General features: G+C 55.3%; 24 protein-coding genes. 15 read left to right on the top strand and 9 right to left on the bottom strand.

Translation table 11 applies throughout. From position 1 onward, the window contains the following. Positions 1–84: 84 nt before the first annotated feature. The 3 genes from dnaE to ACCC84_RS21725 all read left to right on the top strand — a co-directional run bounded on the left by dnaE (position 85) and on the right by ACCC84_RS21725 (position 6,794). Positions 85–3,573, top strand: a complete 3,489-nt coding sequence (dnaE, locus tag ACCC84_RS21735) for a DNA polymerase III subunit alpha (RefSeq protein WP_039992597.1) — start codon at positions 85–87, stop codon at positions 3,571–3,573. 12 nt (positions 3,574–3,585) lie between these two features. Further along, positions 3,586–4,545, top strand: coding sequence for an acetyl-CoA carboxylase carboxyl transferase subunit alpha (gene accA / locus ACCC84_RS21730; RefSeq protein ID WP_004959261.1), 960 nt, complete (start codon positions 3,586–3,588; stop codon positions 4,543–4,545). Between the two features lie 107 nt (positions 4,546–4,652). Further along, positions 4,653–6,794, top strand: coding sequence for a lysine decarboxylase LdcC (locus ACCC84_RS21725; protein WP_371902325.1), 2,142 nt, complete (start codon positions 4,653–4,655; stop codon positions 6,792–6,794). Between the two features lies 1 nt (position 6,795). Here the strand turns inward: ACCC84_RS21725 and ACCC84_RS21720 are convergent, their stop codons facing one another. Then, on the bottom strand, positions 6,796–7,338 hold the full coding sequence (locus ACCC84_RS21720) for a MarR family winged helix-turn-helix transcriptional regulator (RefSeq protein ID WP_081445095.1): 543 nt from the start codon (positions 7,336–7,338) through the stop codon (positions 6,796–6,798). A gap of 147 nt (positions 7,339–7,485) precedes the next feature. Between ACCC84_RS21720 and ACCC84_RS21715 the strand changes: the two genes are divergently transcribed. The 8 genes from ACCC84_RS21715 to ACCC84_RS21680 all read left to right on the top strand — a co-directional run bounded on the left by ACCC84_RS21715 (position 7,486) and on the right by ACCC84_RS21680 (position 17,169). Next, on the top strand, positions 7,486–7,719 hold the full coding sequence (locus ACCC84_RS21715; RefSeq protein WP_039991815.1) for a glutaredoxin domain-containing protein: 234 nt from the start codon (positions 7,486–7,488) through the stop codon (positions 7,717–7,719). A 135-nt stretch (positions 7,720–7,854) separates the two neighbouring features. Further along, positions 7,855–8,244: a VOC family protein gene (locus ACCC84_RS21710; RefSeq protein ID WP_004959270.1), complete on the top strand. Its 390-nt coding sequence runs from the start codon at positions 7,855–7,857 to the stop codon at positions 8,242–8,244. 89 nt (positions 8,245–8,333) lie between these two features. Further along, positions 8,334–9,881 (top strand): lysine decarboxylation/transport transcriptional activator CadC, encoded by a 1,548-nt coding sequence (gene cadC / locus ACCC84_RS21705; protein WP_004959272.1) that lies wholly within the window; start codon positions 8,334–8,336, stop codon positions 9,879–9,881. A 361-nt stretch (positions 9,882–10,242) separates the two neighbouring features. Beyond that, the gene (gene cadB, locus ACCC84_RS21700) at positions 10,243–11,586 is read left to right on the top strand and encodes a cadaverine/lysine antiporter (protein WP_039991817.1); all 1,344 of its coding nucleotides are present in this window, start codon (positions 10,243–10,245) and stop codon (positions 11,584–11,586) included. A gap of 94 nt (positions 11,587–11,680) precedes the next feature. Continuing rightward, a complete protein-coding gene (gene cadA / locus ACCC84_RS21695; RefSeq protein ID WP_039991818.1) occupies positions 11,681–13,822 on the top strand; it encodes a lysine decarboxylase CadA in 2,142 nt (713 codons plus the stop codon). 185 nt (positions 13,823–14,007) lie between these two features. Continuing rightward, positions 14,008–15,468 (top strand): dipeptide permease DtpD, encoded by a 1,461-nt coding sequence (gene dtpD, locus ACCC84_RS21690; protein WP_371902324.1) that lies wholly within the window; start codon positions 14,008–14,010, stop codon positions 15,466–15,468. Between the two features lie 56 nt (positions 15,469–15,524). Next, positions 15,525–16,835 (top strand): tRNA lysidine(34) synthetase TilS, encoded by a 1,311-nt coding sequence (gene tilS / locus ACCC84_RS21685; protein WP_371902323.1) that lies wholly within the window; start codon positions 15,525–15,527, stop codon positions 16,833–16,835. A 19-nt stretch (positions 16,836–16,854) separates the two neighbouring features. Further along, positions 16,855–17,169, top strand: a complete 315-nt coding sequence (locus ACCC84_RS21680; protein WP_371902322.1) for a c-type cytochrome — start codon at positions 16,855–16,857, stop codon at positions 17,167–17,169. Between the two features lie 67 nt (positions 17,170–17,236). Here ACCC84_RS21680 and rof read toward each other — a convergent pair whose 3' ends face one another. Both rof and ACCC84_RS21670 read right to left on the bottom strand, forming a co-directional pair. Further along, entirely contained in the window at positions 17,237–17,500 is a 264-nt protein-coding gene (gene rof, locus ACCC84_RS21675; protein ID WP_039991819.1) for a Rho-binding antiterminator, read from the bottom strand. After that, entirely contained in the window at positions 17,487–17,687 is a 201-nt protein-coding gene (locus ACCC84_RS21670; RefSeq protein WP_039992600.1) for a YaeP family protein, read from the bottom strand. The genes rof and ACCC84_RS21670 overlap by 14 nt, the downstream gene beginning before the upstream one ends. Before the next feature lie 203 nt (positions 17,688–17,890). On the opposite strand from ACCC84_RS21670, the gene ACCC84_RS21665 reads away from it, so the two are divergent. The 3 genes from ACCC84_RS21665 to nlpE are packed head-to-tail and all read left to right on the top strand — an operon-like array spanning position 17,891 to position 19,596. Beyond that, positions 17,891–18,439 (top strand): YaeQ family protein, encoded by a 549-nt coding sequence (locus tag ACCC84_RS21665; protein ID WP_004959304.1) that lies wholly within the window; start codon positions 17,891–17,893, stop codon positions 18,437–18,439. A gap of 3 nt (positions 18,440–18,442) precedes the next feature. Next, a complete protein-coding gene (gene arfB / locus ACCC84_RS21660; RefSeq protein ID WP_004959308.1) occupies positions 18,443–18,856 on the top strand; it encodes an alternative ribosome rescue aminoacyl-tRNA hydrolase ArfB in 414 nt (137 codons plus the stop codon). A 56-nt stretch (positions 18,857–18,912) separates the two neighbouring features. Continuing rightward, the gene (gene nlpE, locus ACCC84_RS21655; RefSeq protein WP_004959310.1) at positions 18,913–19,596 is read left to right on the top strand and encodes an envelope stress response activation lipoprotein NlpE; all 684 of its coding nucleotides are present in this window, start codon (positions 18,913–18,915) and stop codon (positions 19,594–19,596) included. Positions 19,597–19,671: 75 nt separating this feature from the next. Here nlpE and proS read toward each other — a convergent pair whose 3' ends face one another. The 6 genes from proS to metN all read right to left on the bottom strand — a co-directional run bounded on the left by proS (position 19,672) and on the right by metN (position 25,349). Beyond that, entirely contained in the window at positions 19,672–21,390 is a 1,719-nt protein-coding gene (gene proS / locus ACCC84_RS21650) for a proline--tRNA ligase (protein WP_004959311.1), read from the bottom strand. Positions 21,391–21,510: 120 nt separating this feature from the next. After that, a complete protein-coding gene (tsaA, locus tag ACCC84_RS21645) occupies positions 21,511–22,218 on the bottom strand; it encodes a tRNA (N6-threonylcarbamoyladenosine(37)-N6)-methyltransferase TrmO (RefSeq protein WP_371902321.1) in 708 nt (235 codons plus the stop codon). Next, positions 22,215–22,619 (bottom strand): envelope stress sensor lipoprotein RcsF, encoded by a 405-nt coding sequence (gene rcsF, locus ACCC84_RS21640; RefSeq protein ID WP_039991820.1) that lies wholly within the window; start codon positions 22,617–22,619, stop codon positions 22,215–22,217. Before rcsF ends, tsaA begins: the two co-directional genes overlap by 4 nt. Positions 22,620–22,797: 178 nt before the next feature. After that, positions 22,798–23,613, bottom strand: a complete 816-nt coding sequence (locus ACCC84_RS21635; RefSeq protein ID WP_004959317.1) for a MetQ/NlpA family lipoprotein — start codon at positions 23,611–23,613, stop codon at positions 22,798–22,800. 58 nt (positions 23,614–23,671) lie between these two features. Further along, positions 23,672–24,325 carry a methionine ABC transporter permease MetI gene (locus ACCC84_RS21630; protein WP_004959318.1) on the bottom strand — a complete coding sequence of 218 codons (654 nt, stop codon included), beginning with the start codon at positions 24,323–24,325 and terminating at the stop codon, positions 23,672–23,674. Then, complete coding sequence (metN, locus tag ACCC84_RS21625) at positions 24,318–25,349, bottom strand: methionine ABC transporter ATP-binding protein MetN (RefSeq protein WP_004959319.1); 1,032 nt, start codon at positions 25,347–25,349, stop codon at positions 24,318–24,320. Before metN ends, ACCC84_RS21630 begins: the two co-directional genes overlap by 8 nt. A gap of 186 nt (positions 25,350–25,535) precedes the next feature. Here metN and gmhB point away from each other — a divergent pair, with 186 nt between their 5' ends. Then, positions 25,536–26,099, top strand: coding sequence for a D-glycero-beta-D-manno-heptose 1,7-bisphosphate 7-phosphatase (gene gmhB / locus ACCC84_RS21620; RefSeq protein ID WP_039991821.1), 564 nt, complete (start codon positions 25,536–25,538; stop codon positions 26,097–26,099). The last annotated feature ends 309 nt before the right edge of the window (positions 26,100–26,408 follow it).

Raw genomic sequence — 26,408 nt, 5'->3', positions numbered from 1 at the left:
GCGTTACCCCGCAGCAGGATGACAAATACCCTGGTAGCGGCTTGACGCCACGTTATGACATTCACACATTTCTGGTATCAGGATATGGCCGAACCCCGTTTTATTCACTTACGCGTTCACAGCGACTACTCGATGATCGACGGGCTCGCCAAAGTCGGGCCGTTGGTGAAAAGAGCCGCTGCGTTAGCCATGCCGGCCCTGGCAATCACCGACTTCACCAACCTGTGCGGTCTGGTCAAGTTTTATGGCAGCGCGCACGGTGCCGGTATCAAACCGATCATTGGCGCAGATTTCCATGTGCAAAGCGATGTGCTGGGCGATGAGCTGGCGCAGCTTACCGTACTGGCCGCCAACAACGACGGCTATCAGAACCTGACCTTGCTGATCTCCCGCGCCTATCAACGCGGTTACGGCGCCGCCGGTCCTATCATCGACCGTGACTGGCTGGTAGAACACCGCGAAGGGCTGATATTGCTATCCGGCGGGCGGATGGGCGACGTCGGCAAATTTCTGCTGCGCGGCAACCACGCGCAGGTTGAGCAGTGTCTGGCGTTCTATCAGCAGTATTTCCCCGATAACTACTACCTGGAGCTGATCCGCACCGGGCGGCCGGATGAAGAAAACTACCTGCACGCCGCGGTAGCCCTGGCGACCGAGCGTGATTTACCGGTGGTGGCGACCAACGATGTGCGTTTTCTGGTTGAAGACGATTTCGACGCCCATGAAATCCGCGTGGCGATCCACGACGGCTTCACCCTTGATGACCCTAAACGTCCGCGCAATTACAGCCCGCAGCAATACATGCGCAATGAAGACGAGATGTGCGAGCTGTTTGCCGATATTCCCGAAGCGTTGATCAACAGCGTTGAAATCGCCAAACGCTGTAACGTCACCATTCGTCTGGGTGAATACTTCCTGCCGCAATTCCCAACCGGTGATATGACTACCGAAGACTTTTTGGTAGCCAAATCCAAAGAAGGGCTGGAAGAACGTCTGGAGTTCCTGTTCCCCGATCCTGAAGTCCGTGCCCAACGTCGGCCAGAATACGATGAGCGTCTGGATATCGAACTGAAGGTGATCAACCAGATGGGGTTCCCCGGTTACTTCCTGATCGTAATGGAGTTCATCCAGTGGTCGAAGGATAACAACGTGCCGGTAGGGCCAGGGCGAGGCTCCGGCGCCGGCTCGCTGGTGGCCTATGCGTTGAAGATCACCGACCTCGACCCGCTGGAGTTCGATCTGCTGTTCGAACGTTTCCTTAACCCTGAACGTGTTTCGATGCCTGACTTCGACGTCGATTTCTGCATGGAAAAACGCGATCTGGTGATTGAGCACGTGGCGGAGATGTACGGTCGCGAAGCGGTATCACAGATTATTACCTTCGGCACCATGGCGGCCAAAGCGGTAATTCGCGACGTTGGGCGCGTGCTGGGCCATCCATACGGGTTTGTCGACCGCATTTCAAAACTGGTGCCGCCCGATCCGGGCATGACGCTGGAAAAGGCCTTTGCCGCCGAACCGCAGTTGCCGGAAATCTACGAAGCGGACGAAGAGGTCAAGGCGCTGATCGACATGGCGCGCAAACTGGAAGGGGTGACGCGTAACGCCGGGAAGCACGCCGGCGGCGTGGTGATCGCGCCGACCAAGATCACCGATTTTGCTCCACTGTATTGCGACGCGGAAGGCAACCATCCGGTTACCCAGTTCGATAAAAACGACGTGGAATACGCCGGGCTGGTGAAGTTCGACTTCCTTGGCCTGCGTACCCTGACCATCATCGACTGGGCGCTGGAGATGATCAACAAGCGGCGCGCCAAGACCGACCTGCCGCCGATCGACATCGCCGCTATCCCGCTCGACGACAAGAAAAGCTTCGATATGCTGCAACGCTCGGAAACCACTGCGGTATTCCAGCTTGAATCGCGCGGCATGAAGGATCTGATCAAGCGTCTGAAACCGGACTGCTTCGAAGACATGATCGCTCTGGTGGCGCTGTTCCGTCCGGGGCCGTTGCAATCTGGCATGGTGGATAACTTTATCGACCGTAAGCACGGCCGTGAAGAGATCTCCTACCCGGACATTCAATGGCAGCATGAGTCGCTGAAACCGGTACTGGAGCCAACCTACGGCATCATCCTGTATCAGGAACAGGTGATGCAGATTGCCCAGGTGCTGGCTGGCTATACGCTGGGCGGCGCGGATATGCTGCGTCGTGCGATGGGTAAAAAGAACCCGGTCGAAATGGCCAAGCAGCGTGGCGGTTTTGAAGATGGGGCGAAAGCGCGGGGCATTGACGGTGAACTGTCGATCAAGATCTTCGATCTGGTAGAGAAGTTCGCGGGATATGGCTTTAACAAATCCCACTCCGCGGCCTATGCGCTGGTATCTTATCAGACGCTGTGGCTGAAGGCGCACTACCCGGCCGAGTTTATGGCGGCGGTGATGACCGCCGATATGGACAACACCGACAAGGTGGTCGGGCTGGTGGATGAGTGCTGGCGGATGGGGCTAAAAATCCTGCCGCCAGACATCAATAGTGGCCAATACCACTTCCACGTCAATGACGACGGCGAAATCGTTTACGGTATCGGCGCGATTAAAGGTGTGGGGGAAGGGCCAATTGAAGCTATTATTGAAGCGCGCAACAGCGGCGAACAGGGTTACTTCAAGGACTTGTTCGACCTTTGCGCGCGTTCTGATATCAAAAAGCTGAACCGCCGCATTCTGGAAAAGCTGATCATGTCCGGGGCGTTTGACCGCCTGGGACCGCATCGCGCTGCGCTGATGAATTCGCTCGGTGACGCGCTGAAAGCGGCCGATCAGCATGCCAAAGCCGAGGCCATCGGCCAGGTGGATATGTTTGGCGTGCTGGCGGAAGCGCCGGAGCAGGTTGAGCAATCTTATGCCAACGTTGCACCGTGGCAAGAGCAGGTGGTGCTGGACGGTGAGCGGGAGACGCTGGGGCTGTATCTGACCGGCCACCCGATTACCCAGTACCTTAAGGAAATCGAACGTTACGCCGGTGGCCAGCGTTTGAAAGACATGCACCCGACGGATCGGGGCAAAATGACCACCGCCGTTGGCTTGGTGGTCGCTGCGCGGGTGATGGTCACCAAGCGTGGCAATCGCATCGGGATTTGTACGCTGGATGACCGTTCCGGGCGTCTGGAAGTGATGCTTTTCACCGATGCGTTGGAAAAATACCAGCATTTGTTGGAAAAAGACCGTATCCTGATTGCCAGTGGACAGGTCAGCTTTGATGACTTTAGCGGCGGGCTTAAAATGACTGCCCGTGAGCTCATGGACATCAGCGAAGCACGTGAAAAATACGCTCGCGGGCTTGCTATCTCGCTGACTGACAGGCAAATTGATGACCAGCTTTTGAACCGTCTCCGTCAGTCGTTGGAACCCCATCGCTCGGGGACGATTCCAGTGCATCTCTACTATCAACGGATCGACGCACGGGCCAAGCTGCGTTTTGGCGCAACCTGGCGTGTGACGCCCACCGACCGCTTGTTGATAGATTTGCGGACTTTGGTAGGCAATGAGCAGGTGGAACTGGAATTTGACTAAAATAGGAATACTATGAGTCTGAATTTTCTTGATTTTGAACAGCCGATTGCAGAGCTGGAAGCGAAAATTGACTCGCTGACTGCAGTCAGCCGTCAAGACGAAAAATTAGATATTAATCTGGACGAAGAGGTTCAGCGCCTGCGTGAAAAGAGCGTTGAGCTGACGCGCAAGATTTTTTCCGATCTTGGGGCCTGGCAAGTTGCCCAATTGGCACGCCATCCGCGCCGTCCTTACACCCTGGATTATATCAAACACATCTTTACCGACTTCGAAGAGTTGGCCGGCGACCGCGCCTATGCCGATGACAAGGCGATCGTCGGTGGGATCGCGCGTCTGGACGGTCGGCCGGTGATGATCATCGGGCACCAGAAGGGCCGCGAAACCAAAGAGAAAATCCGCCGCAACTTCGGTATGCCGGCACCGGAAGGTTACCGTAAGGCGCTGCGCCTGATGGAGATGGCGTCACGCTTCAAGATGCCGATCATCACCTTCATTGACACTCCGGGCGCCTACCCGGGCGTGGGTGCAGAAGAGCGCGGCCAGTCGGAAGCGATTGCCCGCAACCTGCGTGAGATGTCGCGTCTGCAGGTGCCGGTGATCTGTACGGTTATTGGCGAAGGCGGCTCCGGTGGCGCGTTGGCGATCGGCGTTGGCGATAAAGTGAATATGCTGCAGTACAGTACCTACTCGGTGATCTCGCCGGAAGGCTGTGCCTCGATTCTGTGGAAAAGCGCTGACAAAGCGCCAATCGCCGCAGAAGCGATGGGCATCACCGCGCCGCGTCTGAAAGAACTGAAGCTGATTGATTCGGTGATCCCGGAACCGCTGGGCGCGGCTCATCGCGACGTGCCGGCGATAGCTGCATCGCTGAAGGCACAGTTGCTGGCCGATCTGACCGATCTCGACGGGTTGAACACCGAAGAGTTGCTCAATCGCCGCTATCAGCGCCTGATGAACTACGGCTACTGCTGATAAGCGCTTGCCACACCAAACCGCCTCCGGGCGGTTTTTTTACGTCTGTCTATTTTGCTTTATGCTTTATAAGGTTGTATTGGCCGTTTACTGACAGGAGCAGCACCATGAATATTATCGCGATCATGAGCCCGATGGGCGTTTACTACAAAGATGAACCGATACGCGAGCTGCATCAGGCGCTGTCTGTCATGGGGTTTCAACTGGTGTATCCGCAAGGCAGCGCAGATCTGCTGAAGCTGATTGAACACAATGCGCGCATCTGCGGCGTGATTTTCGACTGGGACGAGTACAGTCTGGAACTGTGCAGCGAAATCAACGAACTCAATGAATACTTGCCGTTGTATGCGTTCATCAACACCCATTCGACTTTCGACGTCAGCCTGCATGAAATGCGCATGGTGCTGTATTTCTTTGAGTACGGCCTGAATGCGGCGCAGGATATTGCCCAGCGTATCCGCCAGTACACCGATGAATACATCGACACTATCACGCCACCGCTGACCAAGGCGCTGTTCACCTACGTCAAGGAAGGCAAATACACCTTCTGTACCCCTGGCCATATGGCAGGCACCGCGTTTCAGAAAAGCCCGGTCGGCTGTCTGTTCTACGACTTTTTTGGCGCCAATACGCTGAAGGCCGACGTCTCGATTTCGGTGACCGAACTGGGTTCGCTGCTCGATCATACCGGCCCGCACCTGGAAGCCGAAGAGTATATCGCCCGCACCTTTAACGCCGAGCAGAGCTATCTGGTGACCAACGGCACCTCGACCGCCAACAAGATTATTGGCATGTACTCGGCACCGGCGGGTAGCACGGTATTGATCGACCGCAACTGCCACAAATCGCTGTGTCATCTGTTGATGATGAGCGATATCGTGCCAATTTACCTGCGCCCGCTGCGTAATGCCTACGGCATTCTCGGCGGCATCCCACGGCGGGAGTTCAGCCGCGAGAGTATCAGCAGTCGCATTGCGGAAACCGCTAATGCCAGTTGGCCGGTGCATGCGGTGATCACCAATTCCACCTATGACGGCCTGCTGTATAACACCGACTTTATCAAGCAGACGCTGGAGGTGCCGTCGATCCATTTTGACTCCGCCTGGGTGCCATACACCAATTTTCACCCCATCTATAGCGGCAAGAGCGGTATGAGCGGCGAGCGTATCGCCGGTAAGGTGATCTACGAAACCCAGTCGACGCACAAATTATTGGCGGCGTTCTCGCAAGCCTCGATGATACATATCAAGGGGGATTACGATGAAAGTACCTTCAATGAAGCCTATATGATGCATACCACCACCTCGCCGCATTACGGCATCGTGGCATCAATGGAAACCGCTGCGGCGATGCTGCGTGGCAATCCGGGGCGGCGGATGATCAACCGCTCGGTAGAGCGTGCCCTGCATTTCCGCCGTGAGGTACAGCGGTTGCGCGCGGAAAGTGACGGCTGGTTTTTTGATATCTGGCAACCGAAAGAGATCGATCAGGCCGAATGCTGGGCGTTGTCACCGGACGAAAACTGGCATGGTTTCGGCAACACCGACCGCGATCACCTGTTCCTCGATCCGATCAAGGTGACCATTTTGACACCCGGCATGAATGAGTTGGGGGGATTGGCGGAAAGTGGTATTCCGGCGGCGCTGGTGGCCAAGTATCTCGACGAACGGGGTATCGTGGTAGAAAAAACCGGTCCTTATAACCTGCTGTTTCTGTTCAGCATCGGTATTGATAAAACCAAGGCGATGAGCCTGTTGCGCGGCTTGACCGATTTTAAACGCGCTTTCGATCTTAACCTGCGGGTGAAGAATATGCTGCCGGATCTGTACGCCGAAGATCCCGACTTCTATCGCAATATGCGTATCCAGGATCTGGCCGCCGGCATCCACCGGCTGATTTGCCAGCACGACTTGCCGCGCCTGATGCAACGCGCGTTCGACGTCTTGCCACAAATGTGCCTGACCCCGCACCAGATGTTCCAGCAGCAGGTGCGCGGCAACGTTGAAAGCTGTGAAATAGATCAACTGATAGGCAGAGTGGCGGCAAACATGATCCTGCCATACCCGCCAGGGGTGCCGTTGGTGATGCCGGGAGAAATGATCACCGAAGAAAGCCGGGCGGTGCTGGATTTTCTGCTGATGCTGTGTTCGATTGGCAAGCGTTATCCGGGGTTTGAAACCGACATTCATGGTACCAAAGTGACCGACGACGGGCGCTATCTGGTGAAGGTGCTGAAAGATCCGCTGTGATTCAGGCAAACTCGCGACAGATAAGCCGCTCGCTGGCGTGCGGTAACGGCTCATGCGTCAGGCCGCAAAAGCCGTGCCCTTCGCGCCGCTGATGGTAGCGGCAGCGGTGACATTCACCAAACAGCGCAGCGTCGCCTTGCTTTTGTAACTGGCGCAGTAACTGCGTCAGTAATGCCAACAGATCATCGCCGTCGTTGCCCATCGCCTGCTGCGCCTCGCGTAGATAGGCCGGAGGAAACAGCGCGTCCATCAATTCACGCGCTTTGTCGGTCAGCTGCAATCGTACGCTGCGGCGATCTTTAACGTCCGCCATCCGGGCGATCAGCCCGTTACTCTCTAATTTTTTTAACGATTGCGACACCGTACCCTTGGTGAGTCCAAGGTAATCCGCCACCGCCATCGGCGTGTTGGAATAGTGATTGCAGCGCGCCAGATAATACAGCGCACTCAGCTGCACCGGCGGCAAGGCGGCCAGCTCCTCATGACTGCGCAGCCAGCTGCGCTGCAGGCTATTCAGGCGTTCCAGCAAATCAAACAGTGTCAGCATAATCCCCTCGTTATTGTCGCTAGATAGTATCGATTGAAAACTATATTGACAAGCAGTAGCGATGACCTTACTGTACATTTGGTTTCGATTCGAAACTAAATGGGGTATCAACTTACCCACAAGGTCATAACAAGGAGAATTATCATGACTAAAGCCGTTTTCTATCATGCCGGTTGCCCGGTTTGCGTGAGTGCAGAACAACAGCTGTTGGCACTGCTGCGTGATGATGTCGTCGTGGATGTGGTGCATCTGGGCGAGCAGCCGGCCAGCATTGCCGATGCCGAACGGGCAGGGGTGAAGAGCGTGCCTGCGCTGGTAGTGGATGGTCAGGTGTTGCATATCAACTTTGGTGCGGCGCTGGCAGATCTGTCAGGCTGAACGCCAGGTTGACTACGGTATTGTTTCAAGCCCCGTTTGCTCAGCGGGGCTTTTTACTATTCGGCCTTTTGCCGATTGACCTCGGTCGGACTCATCGCCTAACGTAGCTCATCCAACCTTACATCAGGAGTTAGTATGTTGGCTTTACGTCAGGTGCATCACATTGCAATCATTGCTTCCAATTATGCCGTCAGTAAGCACTTTTACTGCCAGATACTGGGTTTTACCCTGCAAGGCGAGTTTTATCGCCAGGAGCGCGACTCCTGGAAGGCCGATCTGGCGCTGAATGGCCAATATACCCTCGAACTGTTTTCCTTTCCGTCACCGCCGCTGCGTGTCAGCCGTCCGGAGGCATGTGGCCTGCGCCATCTGGCGTTTAGCGTCGACGATATCGAGCAGTCGATTGCGCATTTACAGGCTGCTGGCGTGGCATGCGAAACGGTACGCGTTGACCCTTATACCGGGGCGCGCTTCACATTCTTCAGCGATCCTGACGGCTTGCCGCTAGAGTTATATGAACAATGAATGCTTAATCGACATGGCGCAGCCCAAGTCGCAGGAGGTTATGGTATTATCGCGCGCTTGCTTCGTGTCCCCTTTGAGTTATTTCCGCCATGCAACAGCCTGTATTTCGCGTCGGAGAGTGGCTGGTTACTCCAGCAAATAATCAAATCAGCCGTGATGGGCGTCAGAAGACGCTGGAGCCACGTTTAATCGATATGCTGTTCTACTTTGCTCAGCATCCGGACGTGGTGTTGAGTCGTGATGAGCTGATCGATAACGTCTGGAAACGCAATATCGTCACCAATCATGTGGTGACGCAGAGCATTTCCGAACTGCGCAAGTATTTGAAAGACGGCGATGGCAACGGCCGTGAATACATTGTCACCGTGCCCAAGCGTGGTTATAAGCTGGCTGCGCCGGTCATGTGGTGCGAAGAGGGCGAACTGCTACCGCCGGCAGCGCCGCAGGTGGCGGTGATTACCCATGAGCCGGAAGATGGCGGCGAAGATGATGCGCAAGACTATATCCCGCCGCGCCCGGCGGCAAAACCTGCCGAGCCGGCGCGTAACGGCAGGCGATTTTATCAACGCTCGCCATTTTGGGTATGGTTGAGCTTCCTGGCCGCACTCAGCGCCTGCGTGGCGTTTGTCGGTATTGCGACCTTGTCGCAGCGGGTACCGGTAGCAACCATGCCGATGCTGCTTAATCCGCGGGATATCGATATCCGCATTCAGGGCGGCAACAGCTGCAGCAACTGGATGCCGCAGCTTTCCTACGTGGTTGGCCTCAGTGAGCTGATTGCCGACTCCCTCAATACCTACTCCACCTTTTTGGTCCACGATCAAACCAACTATAACTACGGCGGGCCGAGCAGTTCAGGCAAGTCGCTGACCATCGAATTCGTCAACCAGCGCCACTACCGCGCCCAGCAATGTTTCCTGTCGGTAAAGCTGGTGGATAACGCCGATAGCGCCATCATGCTGGATAAACGTTACTTTATCACCACGGATAATCAGCTCAAGATCCAGGCCGATTTGCTAAACAGCATGTCGGTGGCGCTGAAGCAACCGTGGCCGCCGCAGTTGCTAAAGCGTCTGAACGATGTGCTGCCGCAGCAGGGGCCGGCCTTGCAGCAGTTTTATCAGGCGCACCAGCTGTTGATTCAGGGGGATGTTGAATCCCTGACGCGTGCCAGTGAACTGCTCAGCGCGCTGATGAAAAGCGCGCCTGATTTTATCTATAGCGGGGCAGAAAAAGCGCTGGTTGACGTATTAAGAAACTCATATCAACCGTTTGACAGTCAGCAATCGCAGCAGCTGCGTGATGAGATCTCGCGGCTGGAAAAGCTGCCGCAATTGCAAGACAGCCCTATCTTGCAGCAGATATATACCGTGGAAGCGCTGGGGCAGGGAAGAATCGACGACGCCTACCGAGCGATAAATAAGGCTATCGATATGCAAATGTCGTGGATTAATTATGTTCTGCTGGGCAAGGTGTATGAAATGCAGGGGCGAAATCATTTGGCGGCAGACTCTTACATCACCGCTTTTAATTTGCGCCCTGGGGAAAATACCCTGCATTGGATAAGAAATGGCGTATTCCAAACCTCAATTTCTGCGGTCGTACCTTATTTGTCTCATTACGATGCCGATAAATAACCTGGTCATTGCTTTCGACTAGCGCAGCGTTACCGAGGACGTTATATTTAATGTGACGTTGTGTTGTCGTTTTGTAATTCAATAAGCACTTACCAGAGGGGGGTATTTTTCATTTGTTAATTATTTTAACCTGGCTAATTGGCTGTTTTTATTGGCTGTTTACCTTTTCTTGATATGAGCTTGGCATATTTATATGTTACTGCAAAACCTCAACTTATCATTTGTATGATCATGAGTGTAATATCACTTTATCTTTAGGATTTTATATTCTCGTCTGTTTAACATTCTGAGCATCAAGTCGGGTCGCTGATTGTTGGTTTATCGCCCTGGCTTATAAAAAATGACACTCAGGAGAACAGACATGGCTTCATCCAAGAAGATAGGGCTTATTGCCTGCACCGGCGTGGTCGCCGGGAATATGATGGGGAGCGGGATTGCGCTATTACCCGCGAACCTGGCAAGTATCGGCTCCATTGCCATTTGGGGCTGGGTGATATCTATTATTGGTGCGATGTCGTTGGCCTATGTTTACGCCAGACTTGCCACTAAAAATCCACAACAGGGTGGCCCTATTGCCTACGCCGGGGAAATATCGCCGGCCTTTGGCTTCCAGACCGGCGTTCTGTATTACCATGCCAACTGGATTGGCAATCTGGCCATCGGCATTACCGCCGTTTCCTACCTTTCTACCTTCTTCCCCGCGCTGAATAATCCGGTACCGGCAGGCATTGCCTGTATTGCCATCGTCTGGGTGTTCACCTTTGTCAATCTGCTCGGCGGATCCTGGGTCAGCCGTTTGACCACCCTTGGCCTGGTGCTGGTGTTGATCCCGATTGTGGTGACCGCCATTGCCGGCTGGCACTGGTTTGACGTCGCTACCTATCAGGCGAACTGGAATACCTCCACCACCACTGACAGTCACGCAGTGGTTAAAAGTATTCTGCTGTGTCTGTGGGCCTTCATCGGTGTGGAATCTGCTGCGGTCAGCACCGGCATGGTAAAAAATCCGAAACGCACCGTACCGTTGGCCACCATGTTGGGGACCGGTCTGGCCGGCATTATCTATATCGCCGCCACCCAGGTATTGAGCGGCATGTACCCTGCCAGCCAAATGGCCGCCAGTGGCGCACCGTTTGCCATCAGTGCCTCCACCATTATGGGCGGTTGGGCCGCGCCAATGGTCTCAGCCTTCACCGCCTTCGCCTGTCTGACCTCGCTGGGCTCGTGGATGATGCTGGTAGGCCAGGCCGGGGTTCGTGCCGCCAATGACGGTAACTTCCCGAAAGTGTACGGCGAACTGGATAAAAACGGCATACCGAAGAAAGGCCTGCTGCTGGCCAGCTGCAAAATGACCGCGTTAATGGTGCTGATCACCCTGATGAGCTCCAACGGCGGCAAGGCATCCGACCTGTTTGGCGAACTGACCGGCATCGCGGTACTGCTGACCATGCTGCCTTACTTCTACTCGTGCGTAGACCTGATTCGCTTCGAAGGCGTCAATGTTCGCAACCTGTTGAGCCTGATCGCTTCCATCTGCGGCTGTGGCTTCTGCTTCATCGCCTTGATGGGTGCCAATTCGTTCGAACTGTCCGGCACCTTTATCGTCAGCCTGATCATCCTGATGTTCTACGCCCGGAAAATGAATACCCGTCAGGTTGCCAACGCGGCAGCTATCGAAGACAACGCAGCGGCCAAAGCGCACTGATCCACCGCCTCTGACCAACCGATATGACCTCAGCCTCTTTCTTTCCGACCTGTCTCGCGATGGGAAGGGGCTTGCTTTGCCAGGAGAAATGCTTATGAACGTTATCGCCATCATGAATCACATGGGTGTCTACTTTAAAGAAGAGCCGATCCGTGAACTGCATCAGGCGTTGGAAGGACTGGATTTCCGCATTGTTTATCCTAACGATCGCGAAGACCTGCTCAAACTGATCGAAAATAATGCCCGCCTGTGCGGGGTGATTTTCGACTGGGACAAATACAATCTGGAGCTGTGCGAAGAAATCAGCCAGCTCAATGAATACATGCCGCTTTACGCCTTTGCCAATACCTACTCGACGCTTGATGTCAGCCTGAACGATCTGCGCATGCAGGTACGTTTCTTTGAATACGCGCTGGGCGCGGCGCAGGATATTGCTGCCAAAATCAAGCAAAACACCGATGAATACATCGATACCATTCTGCCGCCGTTGACCAAGGCGTTGTTCAAATACGTGCGAGAAGGCAAATACACCTTCTGTACCCCAGGCCATATGGGGGGCACCGCGTTCCAGAAAAGCCCGGTCGGCAGCCTGTTTTATGATTTCTTTGGCGCCAATACCATGAAGTCCGACGTGTCTATTTCGGTATCGGAACTGGGGTCGCTGCTGGACCACTCCGGCCCGCACAAAGAAGCCGAGGAGTATATTTCCCGCGTATTCAACGCTGAACGCAGCTACATGGTGACCAACGGCACCTCCACCGCCAATAAAATCGTCGGCATGTACTCGGCGCCAGCGGGCAGCACGGTGCTGATTGACCGCAACTGCCACAAATCGCTGACGCACCTGATGATGATGAGCGACATCACGCCGATCTACTTCCGACCAACCCGTAACGCCTACGGCATTCTCGGCGGCATCCCGCAGAGCGAATTTAGCCGTGCCACCATCGCCAAACGGGTAAAAGAAACGCCGAACGCGACCTGGCCGGTGCATGCGGTGATCACCAACTCGACCTACGATGGTCTGCTGTACAACACCGATTTTATTAAAAACACGCTGGACGTTAAATCCATTCACTTTGATTCCGCCTGGGTGCCGTATACCAATTTCCACCCGATTTATAAAGGCAAGTGCGGCATGAGCGGCGGCCGTGTGGAAGGCAAGGTGATTTATGAAACCCAATCCACCCATAAATTGCTGGCGGCATTCTCACAGGCATCGATGATCCACGTGAAGGGCGACATCAACGAAGAAACCTTCAATGAAGCCTATATGATGCACACCACCACCTCGCCGCATTACGGCATCGTGGCGTCGACCGAAACCGCGGCGGCGATGATGAAGGGCAATGCCGGCAAGCGTCTGATCAACGGTTCGATTGAACGTGCCATCCGCTTCCGCAAGGAGATCAAACGACTGAACGTTGAGTCCGACGGTTGGTTCTTTGACGTTTGGCAGCCGGAGCATATCGATGAGCCGGAGTGCTGGCCGCTGCGTTCGGACAGCGCCTGGCACGGGTTCAAAAACATCGATAACGAGCATATGTATCTCGACCCGATCAAGGTGACCATTCTGACGCCAGGGATGAGCAAAGAAGGGACCATGCAATCGTTCGGTATCCCGGCCAGCATTGTGGCCAAGTATCTGGATGAGCGCGGCATTATCGTTGAAAAAACCGGTCCGTATAACCTGTTGTTCCTGTTCAGCATTGGTATCGACAAAACCAAGGCGCTCAGCCTGCTGCGTGCCATGACCGACTTCAAGCGCTCGTTCGATCTGAACCTGCGGGTGAAAAACATGCTGCCGTCGCTGTATCAGGAAGCGCCTGAGTTCTATGAAAACATGCGCATTCAGGATCTGGCTCGCAATATTCACCAGTTGGTCGAGCAGCATAACCTGCCGGATCTGATGTACCGCGCCTTTGAGGTGTTGCCAACCATGGTGATGAACCCGTATCAGGCATTCCAGAAAGAGCTGCACGGCGAGGTTGAGGAAGTGTATCTGGAAGAGATGGTTGGCAAGGTCAATGCCAACATGATTCTGCCTTATCCTCCAGGCGTACCGTTGGTCATGCCAGGTGAAATGCTGACCGAAGAAAGCCGGCCGGTACTGGAGTTCCTGCAAATGCTGTGCGAAATCGGCGCGCATTATCCGGGCTTCGAAACCGATATCCACGGCGCTTACCGTCAGGCGGATGGCCGCTACACCGTGAAGGTGCTGAAAAACGATAAGTAAGGCCAGCGTACCCGACATGGTTGGCGATGCATCAAGGCGGCTGAAAACACTGACGATGAATAGACGCAAGTCAATGCAGCGCGGTAGTGCAGGCAATCTGAAGGCAGCGTAATGATGACGGGGACCGAGGGAAGCGTTCGCGCTTCCCTTTTGCCGTGCAGTTCATCGACTGATGGGAGAAAACCATGAAAACACCCTCACAGCCGCGCGCAATCTACTATGTCGTAGCGATACAAATTTGGGAATATTTCAGCTTTTACGGCATGCGTGCGTTACTTATTCTCTATCTAACCCACCAACTCGGCTATTCTGACAGCCACGCCATCAATCTCTACAGCGCCTATGCTTCTCTGGTTTACGTTACGCCGATTCTCGGCGGTTGGCTGGCCGACCGCCTGCTGGGCAATCGCATCGCGGTGATTGCCGGTGCGGCGCTGATGACGCTAGGCCACGTGGTACTTGGACTGAGCGCGGTTTCCAGCCAGTCGCTGTATCTGGCGCTGGCGATTATCGTCTGCGGTTATGGCCTGTTTAAATCCAATATCAGCTGCCTGCTGGGCGAACTGTATCAACCGCACGATCCGCGTCGCGAAGGGGGGTTTTCGCTGTTGTACGCCGCGGGCAACGTCGGTTCGATCCTGGCACCGATCGCCTGTGGACTGGCGGCGGAACATTACGGCTGGCACGTTGGCTTTGCCCTGGCGGGTATCGGCATGTTTGCCGGTCTGATGATTTTTCTGTGTGGCAGCCGCCATTTTCAGCATACCCGTGGCGTCAATGTTGCCTTGATGCGGAGCAAAAGCGGAGGGGTGCCGCATTGGGGCTGGCTACTGCTCGCATTGCCGTTGTCGCCGCTGCTGTTCACCTTTTTATTTATTCACGACCTGGCCGGTTATTTGCTGGTTCTGGTATGCCTGGCGGCGGTGGTGCTGGTGGCGCGTATTCTGTGGCGGGTGGATGCGACGCAGCGGCGTGCGCTGTGGCAGATCGTCATACTGATGCTGCTGGGCACGCTGTTCTGGGCATTTGCTCAGCAGGGCGGCAGTTCGATCAGCCTGTTTATCGATCATTTCGTCGATCGTCGCTGGTTATCGTGGCAAGTACCTACCGCGCTGTTCCAGTCGGTGAACGCCTTTGCGGTGATGCTCGGCGGCGTGGCGCTGGCCTGGTTGATGAGCGCGGAGGGCGAGGGCAATCGTACGTTGCGCATTTGGTGCAAATTTGCCTTTGGCCTGCTGTTGATCGGCGTTGGGTTTATGCTGATGGCGCTCAACGCGCGGCTGGGGCACATTAACGGGCAAGCGTCGATGGGGCTGATGATTGCCGGCCTGGCGATGATGGGGTTCGCCGAACTGTTTATCGATCCGGTGGCCATGGCGCAGATCACCCGCTTGAATATCCCCGGTGCCACCGGTGTGCTGACCGGTATTTACATGTTGGCGACCGGTTCGGTGGCCAATTATCTGGCGGGCATTATCGCTAATCAGATGGCGGAAGATCGCCTCGGCGGCGCGGCGATCCAGGCCTACGGCAGCATTTTCAGCCAGATTGGCTGGGGGGCGGCCGGCAGCGCATTGCTGGTGATTGCCGTGCTGGTCGGTTGGTGTATGGTCGCTCGCCGCCTTGGCCGGGTGGTTAATGCTTGATTGATCGGGGGCGGCAGAGTTACCGTGCAGCAATGTGGATGTGATAAAGCCGAACAATGAAGACCAATCAATTAGTGACGCAGCTTGCAGAACAGCTGGGCGAGCACCGCCAGTGGCTGGTGGCGTTCAGCGGCGGGCTGGATTCCAGCGTATTGCTGCACTTGCTGGTGCAACTTCGCCAACGGCGGCCGGAGCTGCAATTGCGCGCGGTGCATGTGCACCACGGCCTGAGCGCCCTGGCCGATGACTGGGTCGCGCATTGCCAGCGGCAGTGTGCCAACTGGCAGGTGCCGCTGGTGGTGCAGTATGTGCAGGTGGAGAGTCGCGACGGCGGGCTGGAGGCTGCGGCGCGTACGGCGCGCTACCAGGCACTGCAACGGACGCTGTCGAGCGGTGAGGCCCTGCTGACGGCACAGCATCTCGACGACCAGTGCGAAACCTTTCTGCTGGCGCTAAAGCGCGGCAGCGGGCCGGCGGGGCTGGCGGCAATGGCGACGTACGGCACGCTGGGCGACTCCCCGTTGCTGCGTCCGCTGCTCGGGGTGAGCCGCCGGCAGTTGGAACAGTATGCCGCTCGGCAGCAACTCGACTGGATCGAGGATGACAGTAATCAGGATGCACGTTTCGACCGCAATTTTCTGCGCTTGCAGGTGCTGCCGCTATTGACGCAGCGCTGGCCGCACTTTGCCACTGCCGCTGCGCGCAGCGCCAGCCTGTGCGCCGAGCAGGAGCTGTTGCTTGACGAACTGCTGGCGGAGCAGTTGCAGGCGTTGACTGACCAAGAGCAGTCGATTGCCATAGACGGGTTACAGGCCTGTTCTGCCCCGCGGCGTTTTGCATTGCTGCGCCGCTGGATAGCGCTCGCTGGTTTCACCATGCCGTCACGCGAGCAATTGCAACGGCTGTGGGACGAGGTGGCATTGGCGCGCGCCGACGCGGAACCGCAGCTGCAACTGGCCCATTACCAGGTTCGCCGTTACCGCCAGCGCCTGTATCTGCTGCCGCCGTTGGCAGACTTGTGCGCAGTGCATTTGCCCTGGTTCGACGCGGCGACGCTCGCTTTGCCAGATGGCCTGGGCAGCATCAGTCGTGGCGAAGGGGAGATTATGGTACGCGCACCGCAGCCGCAGCAGGCGGTGAGCGTGCGTTTTGGCGTTAGCGGCAGGTTACGTATCGCGGGGCGCAGACATTCGCGTTCGGCTAAAAAACTGTGGCAGGAATTGGCGATTGCGCCTTGGCAGCGTGAACGTATTCCGTTGATCTATTATGATGACTGCCTGATTGCCGCATTAGGGGTTTTTATCACCGAAGCCGGACAACCGGTGGCTGATGTCCCTGTATGGCGGCTGCGCTGGAATAAAAAATAAGCATCCCAAAGGAATAATCATGAAATTTGTCAGTGTTCTGCTGGCGGCGCTTGCCATGTTCAGCCTGCCGGCTCTGGCCGCCGGCGATGCCGCAGCCGGCAAGGAGAAATCAGCCAGTTGCCTCGCCTGCCATGGTGCGAGCGGTAAAGTGTCGGTGCCGATGTACCCTAATCTGGCCGGGCAAAATGCCATGTACCTGGAGCACGCGCTGCAGGCCTATAAAAGCGGCGGCCGTTCCGGCGGGCAGGCGGAGGTGATGCGGGCGTACGTCTCCGGACTGTCGGACGCTGATATCGCCGATCTGGCGGCCTATTACGCCAGCCTCAAACCCTGAGAGCCCGCGGTGCAGAAATGACGAGGGCAGCCATTGGCTGCCCTGTGGGATGGGGTTACCGTGTGGCTCAGTCCGACAGGCTGACGACCACGGTACCGATTTGCGGATGGCTGAAACTCTTGATATGGTCCAGGCGCAGGCTACGTGCGCTGCCGCTTTGATCGATAATCAGATACTCAACGCCCTTGGTAAACTTCAGCTCACTGGCCTTGCCTTCAAGCGTTTCTCCGTCGCGTAACTCCAGCGTCAGGATGTAGTTATGCTGACAGGCGAGTTCCAGGCTTTCGTAGTCATCGCAATTGATGGATTGGTACTCATCATTCATCAACATAGTCGCTCACCAATAAGTTAGCGGCGGCAAAGGCCGCCTGTTCCCTAACGGAGGACGGGAGTGCGCTATTCGCAGCAACATCGTCCAATGCCTTTAATACACATGCTAGCGCATCGGGCACGTAGCCAAGATCCCCACTGCCTATCTCGGCGTAAAAACGGCGTACTAACTCGCTGTATTGTTGCACAGTTACCTCCCTTAAGAACCTCTGCGTCATTGACGGCCCTGATGCAATGAAACTCAGGCTCTCAGAGTGTTAACCTATCCTAGAGGACTATAGCACAGGTGTTATTAAGTTATCAGCACCGTACCATATCGACAACGCCGAGCTTTCTGAGCGGAAACAGGTGAAATCAAGTACACTGTGCCCTGAAAATAATGAGGTTACCCATGGCGTTGAAAGCAACTATTTATAAAGCCACGGTCAATATCGCCGATATGGATCGTCACTTCTATCACGATGCGATGCTGACCATTGCCCAGCATCCATCAGAGACAGAACAGCGGATGATGTTGCGCCTGCTGGCGTGGATCTGCCACGCTGACGAACGGCTGACGTTTACCAAAGGGCTTAGCGCCGACGACGAACCGGAAATCTGGCAGCGCAATGACCATAACGGTCTGGAAATGTGGATCGAAATGGGGCTGCCGGATGAGAAGCGTATTAAGAAAGCCTGCAATCAGTCGCCACGCGTGGTGGTCTATGCCTATGGCGAACGCGCGGCTCGCGTGTGGTGGCAGTCGATGCAAAGTAAGGTCGCTAACCACAAAAACCTGAGCATTCGGTTTTTGGATGATGAACAATTGGCCCGTCTGACGGCGCTGGCCAATCGCAATATGACGCTGCAAGCGACGTTGCAGGAAGGAACTATTTGGCTGTCTGATGCTCAGAATAGTCTGGAAATCCAGTTTGCCGAGTGGCAACAGGCGCAGGTGTAACCGTTGCTCGAACTGTCAAGAAATGTCGCCATAGCGGACCACGAGATTGAACTTACGGCCATTCGCGCGCAGGGCGCCGGTGGCCAGCATGTGAATAAAACCTCAACCGCCATCCATTTGCGCTTTGACATCCGGGCCTCCAGCCTGCCAGAGTATTATAAAGAAAGGTTATTGGCGCTTAATCATCATTTGATTACCGGCGACGGTGTGGTGATTATCAAGGCGCAGGAATACCGTAGTCAGGAATTAAATCGTGAAGCGGCACTGGCTCGGCTGGTGGCGCTGATTCGTCAGGCAATGGTGGTGGAAAAAACACGTAAAGCGACCAAACCCAGTAAAGGCGCGAAAAAACGCCGACTGGAAAACAAGGTGCGCAAAGGCGCGACAAAAGCGTTGCGTGGCAAGGTCCGCCCTTAAGGAATTTGGGTTATTTCCTTCATTATTGAAGGGAAGAGCGCAGTAGGAGAATAACTGTGAAGAAAATAACAATCGCGCTGTTTCTAGCCGCAGGCGCACTCTCTTTATTAGGCTGTAACAATCATTACCAGCCCAAGGAACAACCGCTGCAGCCAATGCAGCAAAGTTATCAGGGCATATTGCCTTGTGCCGACTGCTCTGGTCTGGAAACCTCATTATTCCTTGATGAAGACGGGACCTTTGTCCTGCAGGAAACCTACCTCGGCAGTAAGGATGGCGATCGCACGTTTGCCAGCTACGGTAGCTGGGCGCGTACCGCCGACAAGCTGGTGCTGACGGATAACAACGGCGAAAAACGTTATTTCCATCCGCAGGGCAAGGATCTGGCGCTGTTGGATCAAAGCGGCGCGCCGATCGTGTCGACGCTAAACTACCGCTTGCAACCGGTAGAGAAAAAACTGCCAAACACGCCAATGGCGCTGCGTGGCAGCTATAGCTATATGGCGGATGCGGCGGTATTTAAAGACTGCGCCACCGGCAAGACCTTCCCGGTAGCCAATAATCTGGCGCTGGAACAAGGCTATGCCAAGGCCGGTGCCGAAGGCGGCGAACCGGTATTCCTGATGCTGAATGGCCACTTTAGCGTACAGCCGTCGATGGAAGAGGGGCTGGTGGAGAAAGCGCTGGTGCCGGACGGGCAAATCAGGTTCGATAAAAACCAGAACTGCGCCAGCCGATAAGCGAAACGCGAAAAAAAACCCGCCAAGGCGGGTTTTTTGTTGGCCGTTGGTCGCGGGATGCCGACACGGTCCGGATTAACGCTGGATCTGCGCCAGCAGATACTCAACGATATCGCCGGTTTTTATCATCTGTTTTTCGCCGACGCGACGATTTTTGTATTCGATCTCGTCGCTATCCAGATTGCGGTCACCGATCACGATCGAGTGCGGCACGCCGATCAGTTCCATATCCGCGAACATCACGCCCGGGCGCTCTTTACGATCGTCGAGGATGACGTCGATACCGTGGCTGCGCAGTTCGGCGTACAGTTTTTCCGCCAGTTCCTGCACGCGGAATGACTTGTGCATGTTCATTGGCAGAATGGCGACGTGGAACGGCGCAATGGCGTCTGGCCAGATAATGCCGCGATCGTCGTGGTTTTGCTCGATGGCTGCCGCCACCACGCGAGTAACGCCAATGCCGTAACAGCCCATGTTCAACAGCTGGTTACGACCGTCTTCACCCTGCACGGTTGCTTTCATCGCTTCCGAGTATTTGGTGCCGAGCTGGAAGATATGGCCCACTTCGATGCCACGTTTGATAAGCAAGGTGCCCTGACCGTCCGGGCTGGCGTCGCCTTCAACCACGTTACGGATATCAGCCACCTGCGGCAGCGGCAGGTCGCGTTGCCAGTTGATGCCGAAGTAGTGTTTGCCGTCAACGTTGGCGCCGGCGCCAAAATCGCTCATGGCCGCTACGCTGCGGTCGATCACCACGGGAATCGGCATGTTGATTGGGCCTAGCGAACCTGGACCGGCACCGACGATGGCGCGAATTTCTTCTTCGCTGGCGAAGGTCAGCGGTGCGGCCACCTGTGGCAGTTTCTCGGCCTTGATTTCATTCAGTTCGTGATCGCCGCGCACCAGCAGGGCAACCAGTTTATGGCCGCTCTCTTCTGTGGCGTGCACCAGCAGCGTTTTGACGGTTTTTTCTACCGGCAGCTGGAATTGATCAACCAGATCGGCGATGGTTTTGGCATTTGGCGTATCAACGACGCGCAGTTCTTCGGTTGCTGCCGCACGCGGCTGTGCCGGCGCGACGGCTTCGGCCAGTTCGATGTTGGCGGCATAATCGGAACCGGTCGAGAAGACGATATCGTCCTCACCGCTGGCGGCCAACACCTGGAATTCATGGGACGCGCTGCCACCAATCGAGCCGGTATCCGCCTGTACCGGACGGAAGTCGAGGCCCATACGGCTGAAAATCTTGCTGTAGGCCTGATACATGGCATCGTAGGTGGCCTGCAGCGATTCCTGCGTGGTATGGAACGAATAAGAGTCCTTCATCAGGAATTCGCGTGAACGCATAACGCCAAAGCGTGGGCGAACTTCATCGCGGAACTTGGTCTGAATCTGGAAGAAGTTCAGCGGCAGCTGCTTGTAAGAGCTGATTTCATTGCGAATCAGATCGGTAATCACTTCTTCATGCGTAGGGCCGAGCACGAACGGACGCTCGCCGCGGTCGACAAAGCGCAGCAATTCCGGGCCGTATTGCTCCCATCGGCCGCTTTCCTGCCACAGATCCGCTGGTTGCACCACCGGCATGGAAACCTCGATCGCATTGGCGTTATTCATTTCTTCGCGAACGATGTTCTCAACTTTTTTCAAAACCCGCAGGCCGGTCGGCAGCCAGGTATAAAGACCGGAGGCCAGTTTGCGAATCATCCCGGCGCGCAGCATCAGCTGGTGGCTGATCACTTCGGCATCGGCAGGTGTCTCCTTCAGTGTGGAGAGCAGATATTGGCTAGTACGCATGGTGTTTTGGTTCCGTTAGAACTGCAAATTGCAACGGGCAGCCAGAGTGGCGGCCAAAATTGTCAAAAGTGATTTAGTTTAACAGCGTGTGCCGGTTGTCAAAAGAGAGAGCGAGGAAATTTAACGGCGCTCGAGTGAAAGCACTTCGCTCACCTCGTCAACGACCCGCCAGCGCACGTTGAAATCCAGCAGCCAGACCGCGTAATCACGATTGGTTTTCTCGCCTTTGCGGTAGGCGGGGCGCGGGTCTTGCGCCAGTACCTGGCTGATAAAACGACGCAGGTTGGGGTAGCGTGTCAGATTGTCATTCAGTTGCTGTTCCGCTTGCGGCGAAAAGCACACCGGCATATCGGCAGGCGGGGCATCCTGTGCAAAACCGGCTATCGCCTGCGGCTGGCTTTCGGCAAACGGCAGATAGGGCTTGATATCCACTACCGGCGTGCCGTCAACCAGATCCAGGCTGCCCAGTTCCAGCACCACTTCGCCGCCGTGAACGCGGATGCCGGTCAGCTCAACCAGCGACATGCCGAGCGGGTTGGGGCGAAAGGTCGAGCGGGTGGCAAACACGCCCATGCGGGTATTGCCGCCGAGGCGTGGTGGGCGCACGGTTGGCCGCCAGCCGCCGTCCATGGTTTGATGGAAGATAAACATCACCCATAGATGGCTGAACTCGCCAAGACCGCGAACCGCTTCTGCCTGATTGTAAGGCGGCAGCAGAACCAGCTCTCCGCCACCGTCTTCCACCAGTCCCGGCTGACGGGGTACGGCGAATTTTTCCTTGTACGGTGAACGGATAGTACCGATCTGATTAAAGACGAACTCGGTCATTTGGACGAGACGTTAAGCGCAGAACCCTGGCAAACGGCTTGTTGATAACAACCGGCTACACCGCTGACAATCTGGCAGTCGTGCAGTAATACGGCGTTGGCCTTCATGTAGGACGCACGGATCTGCATGCGTTTACGTGCGGTTGCCATGTTCGGCGGTGAATCCTGAACGGTGGTTTGGCAAGACTCGCCAGACACTTCTCCCAGATCGCGGAATGGCTTGCCGACCAGCTCTTCGGCGCTTTTATACAGCTTGACCGGCGCCGGGCGCGCTGCAGGTGTGGTTTTGCTTGGCGTGGTCGCCGTTGGTTTGCTGGTACTGTTTGTTGAGGTTGGCTCGGTACGCAGCATGGAGCAGCCACCTAGCGTAAGCGCTAACAAACAGAGAGGTAAAGCACGCATGGAAATTCCTCTGCCTTTTATAAAATAAAGTGGCGCTATTGAAGCAATCTATGGTGGAAATAACAAGACGGGCCGCAGCCCGTCTTGCAATTATAGGAATAAAATAGCGTGGTGGGAGCTGTTAGCCGAAGGTTATTCGGATGACAGCTCTGATTCTCTCGGCCGTTTGGCCATTGAATTACCAGCCTTTTACCGCACCGCCGTTGAAGATTTTATTGGCAGCATCGTTAACTTCATCAGACTGGTAAGCCTGAACGAATTTCTTCACGTTTTCTGCGTCTTTGTTATCTTCACGGGAAACCAGCAGGTTGACGTAAGGAGACTCTTTGCCTTCAACGAACAAACCGTCTTTTGCCGGAGTCAGGCCAATCTGGCTGGCGTAGGTGGTGTTGATAATCGCCAGCGCGATCTGCTGATCGTCCAGTGAACGTGGCAGCTGTGGCGCTTCCAGTTCGACCAGCTTGAGGTTTTTCGGGTTCTCGGTAACATCCAGCACGGTTGGCAGCAGGCCAACGCCGTCTTTCAGTTTGATCAAACCTTCCTGTTGCAGCAGCAGCAGTGAACGACCCAGGTTGGTTGGATCGTTAGGCAGGGCGATTTGCGAGCCCGGTTGCAGTTCGCTCAGCGATTTGATTTTTTTGGAGTAACCGGCAATCGGATACACGAAGGTGCTGCCAACCGACACCAGCTTATAACCACGATCCTTGATTTGCTGATCCAGGTAAGGCTTGTGCTGGAAGGCATTGAGGTCGATATCGCCCTTGCTCAGCGCTTCGTTTGGCAGTACGTAATCGTTGAAGGTAACCAGCTCAACGTCAAGACCGTATTTTTCTTTGGCGACTTTTTGCGCGACTTCCGCTACCTGCTGTTCGGCGCCGACGATAACGCCCACTTTGATATGGTTTGGATCTTTTTCATCCTGACCGCAGCCTGTCAGAGCCAGAGTGCCGATCAGTGCGCCGATTGCCGCGATGGATTTAAGTTTTAACGACATATCCCTTCCTCTTTAGACTCGCATAAGTAATGCGCCGTTGAGCGCGTTGCTGTGAAACTTATTTATGGGTAACGGTTTTAACAATCCGATCGCCACAGAACTGGATCAGGTAAACCAGCACTACCAGTAATATTAATACCGTATTCATAACTGTAGCGTTATAACCAATGTATCCATACTGATAACCAATTTGCCCCAGGCCGCCGGCGCCGACCGCACCGCCCATCGCCGAATAGCCGACCAGGGTAATCAGGGTGATGGTGGCGGCGTTGACCAGACCCGGCAAGGCTTCGGGCAGCAGCACTTTCTTGATGATCTGCATCGGGGTTGCCCCCATGGCGCGTGCCGCCTCAACCAGACCGGACGGGATTTCCAGCAGCGCGTTTTCAACCATGCGGGCGATAAACGGTGCAGCGCCAACGGTGAGTGGAACGATCGCCGCCTGCAGGCCAATCGAGGTACCCACGATCATGCGGGTAAAGGGAATCATCCACACCAGTAAAATGATGAAGGGTATCGAACGGAAAATATTCACCAGGCCCGACAACACCTTATACAGCGCCGGGTTGGCGATGATTTGTCCCGGGCGGGTAACGTACAGCAGCACGCCAACTGGCAAGCCGATGACAAAACCGAAGAAACCCGAGACAAAGGTCATCATGACGGTTTCCCATACGCCACGCGCCATTAACCACATCATTGCCTCAGACATAACCCAGAACCTCTACTTTTACCTGATTTTCTTGCAGGAACTTAATTGTCGCCAGTGCGTCTTCATCGCTGCCGTGCAGCTCGGCCAGCATTACGCCGAACTTCACTCCGCCGGCGTAATCCATTTGCGCACTGATAATGTTGTTGTTGACGTTGAAGCGGCGAGCGGCTTCCGATAGCAGTGGCGCATCGACCGATTGGCCGGTGAACTCCAGGCGCAGCAGCGGTTGGCGATCGCCGGTGCGGTCTGGGCTCAGACGCAATGCGTAGTCGTCAGGAATATCCAGATGCAGCGTGGATTGAATAAATTGCTGCGCCAGCGGCGTCTTGGGATGCGAGAACACTTCACTGACGCTGTCTTTTTCAATCAGTTGGCCCTGGCTGATTACGGCAACCTGATCGCAAATGCGCTTTACCACGTCCATTTCGTGGGTGATCAACAGAATGGTCAAGCCGAGGCGGCGGTTGATATCTTTCAACAGCTCCAGAATGGAGCGGGTGGTCGCCGGGTCCAGTGCGCTGGTGGCTTCGTCACACAACAGCACCTTGGGGTTGCTGGCCAGCGCACGGGCGATAGCCACGCGCTGTTTTTGCCCGCCGGACAGGTTGGCGGGGTAGGCGTCATGCTTGTCTGACAGGCCGACCAGCTCCAGCAATTCGCTGACGCGCTTTTTGATGTCCGCGCGCGGGGTGCTGTCCAGCTCCAGCGGCAGCGCAACGTTGCCAAACACCGTGCGGGATGACAACAGATTAAAGTGCTGGAAGATCATGCCAATCTGGCGACGCGCGCGCGTCAGTTCGCTTTCCGACAGCGAGGTCAGATCCTGTCCGTCAACCAGTACCTGGCCGGAGGTAGGGCGCTCAAGCATGTTGGCGCAGCGAATCAGCGTGCTTTTACCGGCGCCGGAGGAGCCGATAACGCCGTAGATCTGTCCGGCAGGGACGTGGAGAGTCACGTCTGACAGCGCAGTGATGGAGCGCGAACCCTGCTGAAACACTTTGGTGATGTTAGAAAGTTTAATCATATTCTTCTTATTTTAGCGTGGTTGCCCGTGGCTAGATAAAAGTAAACCCTGGCGTGGAACCAAGGTATGCTCAGATGTTAAGGCGTCTAGACGTCTAAGTCAACGGGCAAGGTTGTTCTCTAACGTTCTCAGCATAGGGCAAACATGCGATACTGTGCGCGTTTTCAGGTCCTCAGGAGTAAACCGGTGACACAACGCGTTCCAGCTATTTTCTTAGATCGTGATGGCACGATAAATGTCGATCATGGCTACGTCCATGAAATCGATAATTTCCAATTTATTGACGGTGTGATTGATGCATGCCGTGAGCTAAAAAAAATGGGTTTTGCCCTGGTATTGGTGACCAACCAGTCCGGCATTGCGCGCGGCATGTTCAGCGAAGAACAGTTTATGCAGTTGACCGAATGGATGGACTGGTCGCTGGCCGACCGTGAGGTCGATCTCGATGGTATTTACTTCTGCCCACATTTACCTGACGCCACGGTAGACGCCTACCGTCAAACCTGTGACTGTCGTAAACCGCAGCCGGGCATGCTGTTACAAGCACAGCAAGAATTGGACATTGATATGGCTGCTTCTTATATGGTTGGCGATAAAGTAGAAGATATGTTGGCGGCGGCGGCGGCGGGCGTTGGCACCAAAGTCCTGGTGCGTACCGGCAAACCGGTAACCGAAGACGGTGAAAAACAGGCGGATTGGGTGCTGGATAGCCTGGCAGACCTGCCCGAGGCGATTAAAAAGCGGATTTAATCGGCGTTATGACTGAATAGTGAGCGGTCGGAAGAAAAGTGAATATTAATCCTTGTCATTCTGAACCGGCTCCCTATAATGCGCCTCCATCGACCGGGCACAACGGCAAGTGATTCACTTCACAAGCTAGCCAGGGCGAAAGAGAAAAAATCCTGAAAAAACGGGTTGACTCTGAAAGAGGAAAGCGTATTATACGCCACCTCGAGTTAACAAGCTTCGGCGCGTAACTCACTGCTCTTTAACAATTTATCAGACAATCTGTGTGGGCACTCACAAGACGATATCCAGCTGCTTCGGCAGCAAAAAAAT

The organism is Serratia odorifera, assembly GCF_041448735.1.
GTDB lineage: Bacteria > Pseudomonadota > Gammaproteobacteria > Enterobacterales > Enterobacteriaceae > Serratia_F > Serratia_F odorifera.
This window is presented reverse-complemented; position numbering and strand designations above follow the sequence as displayed.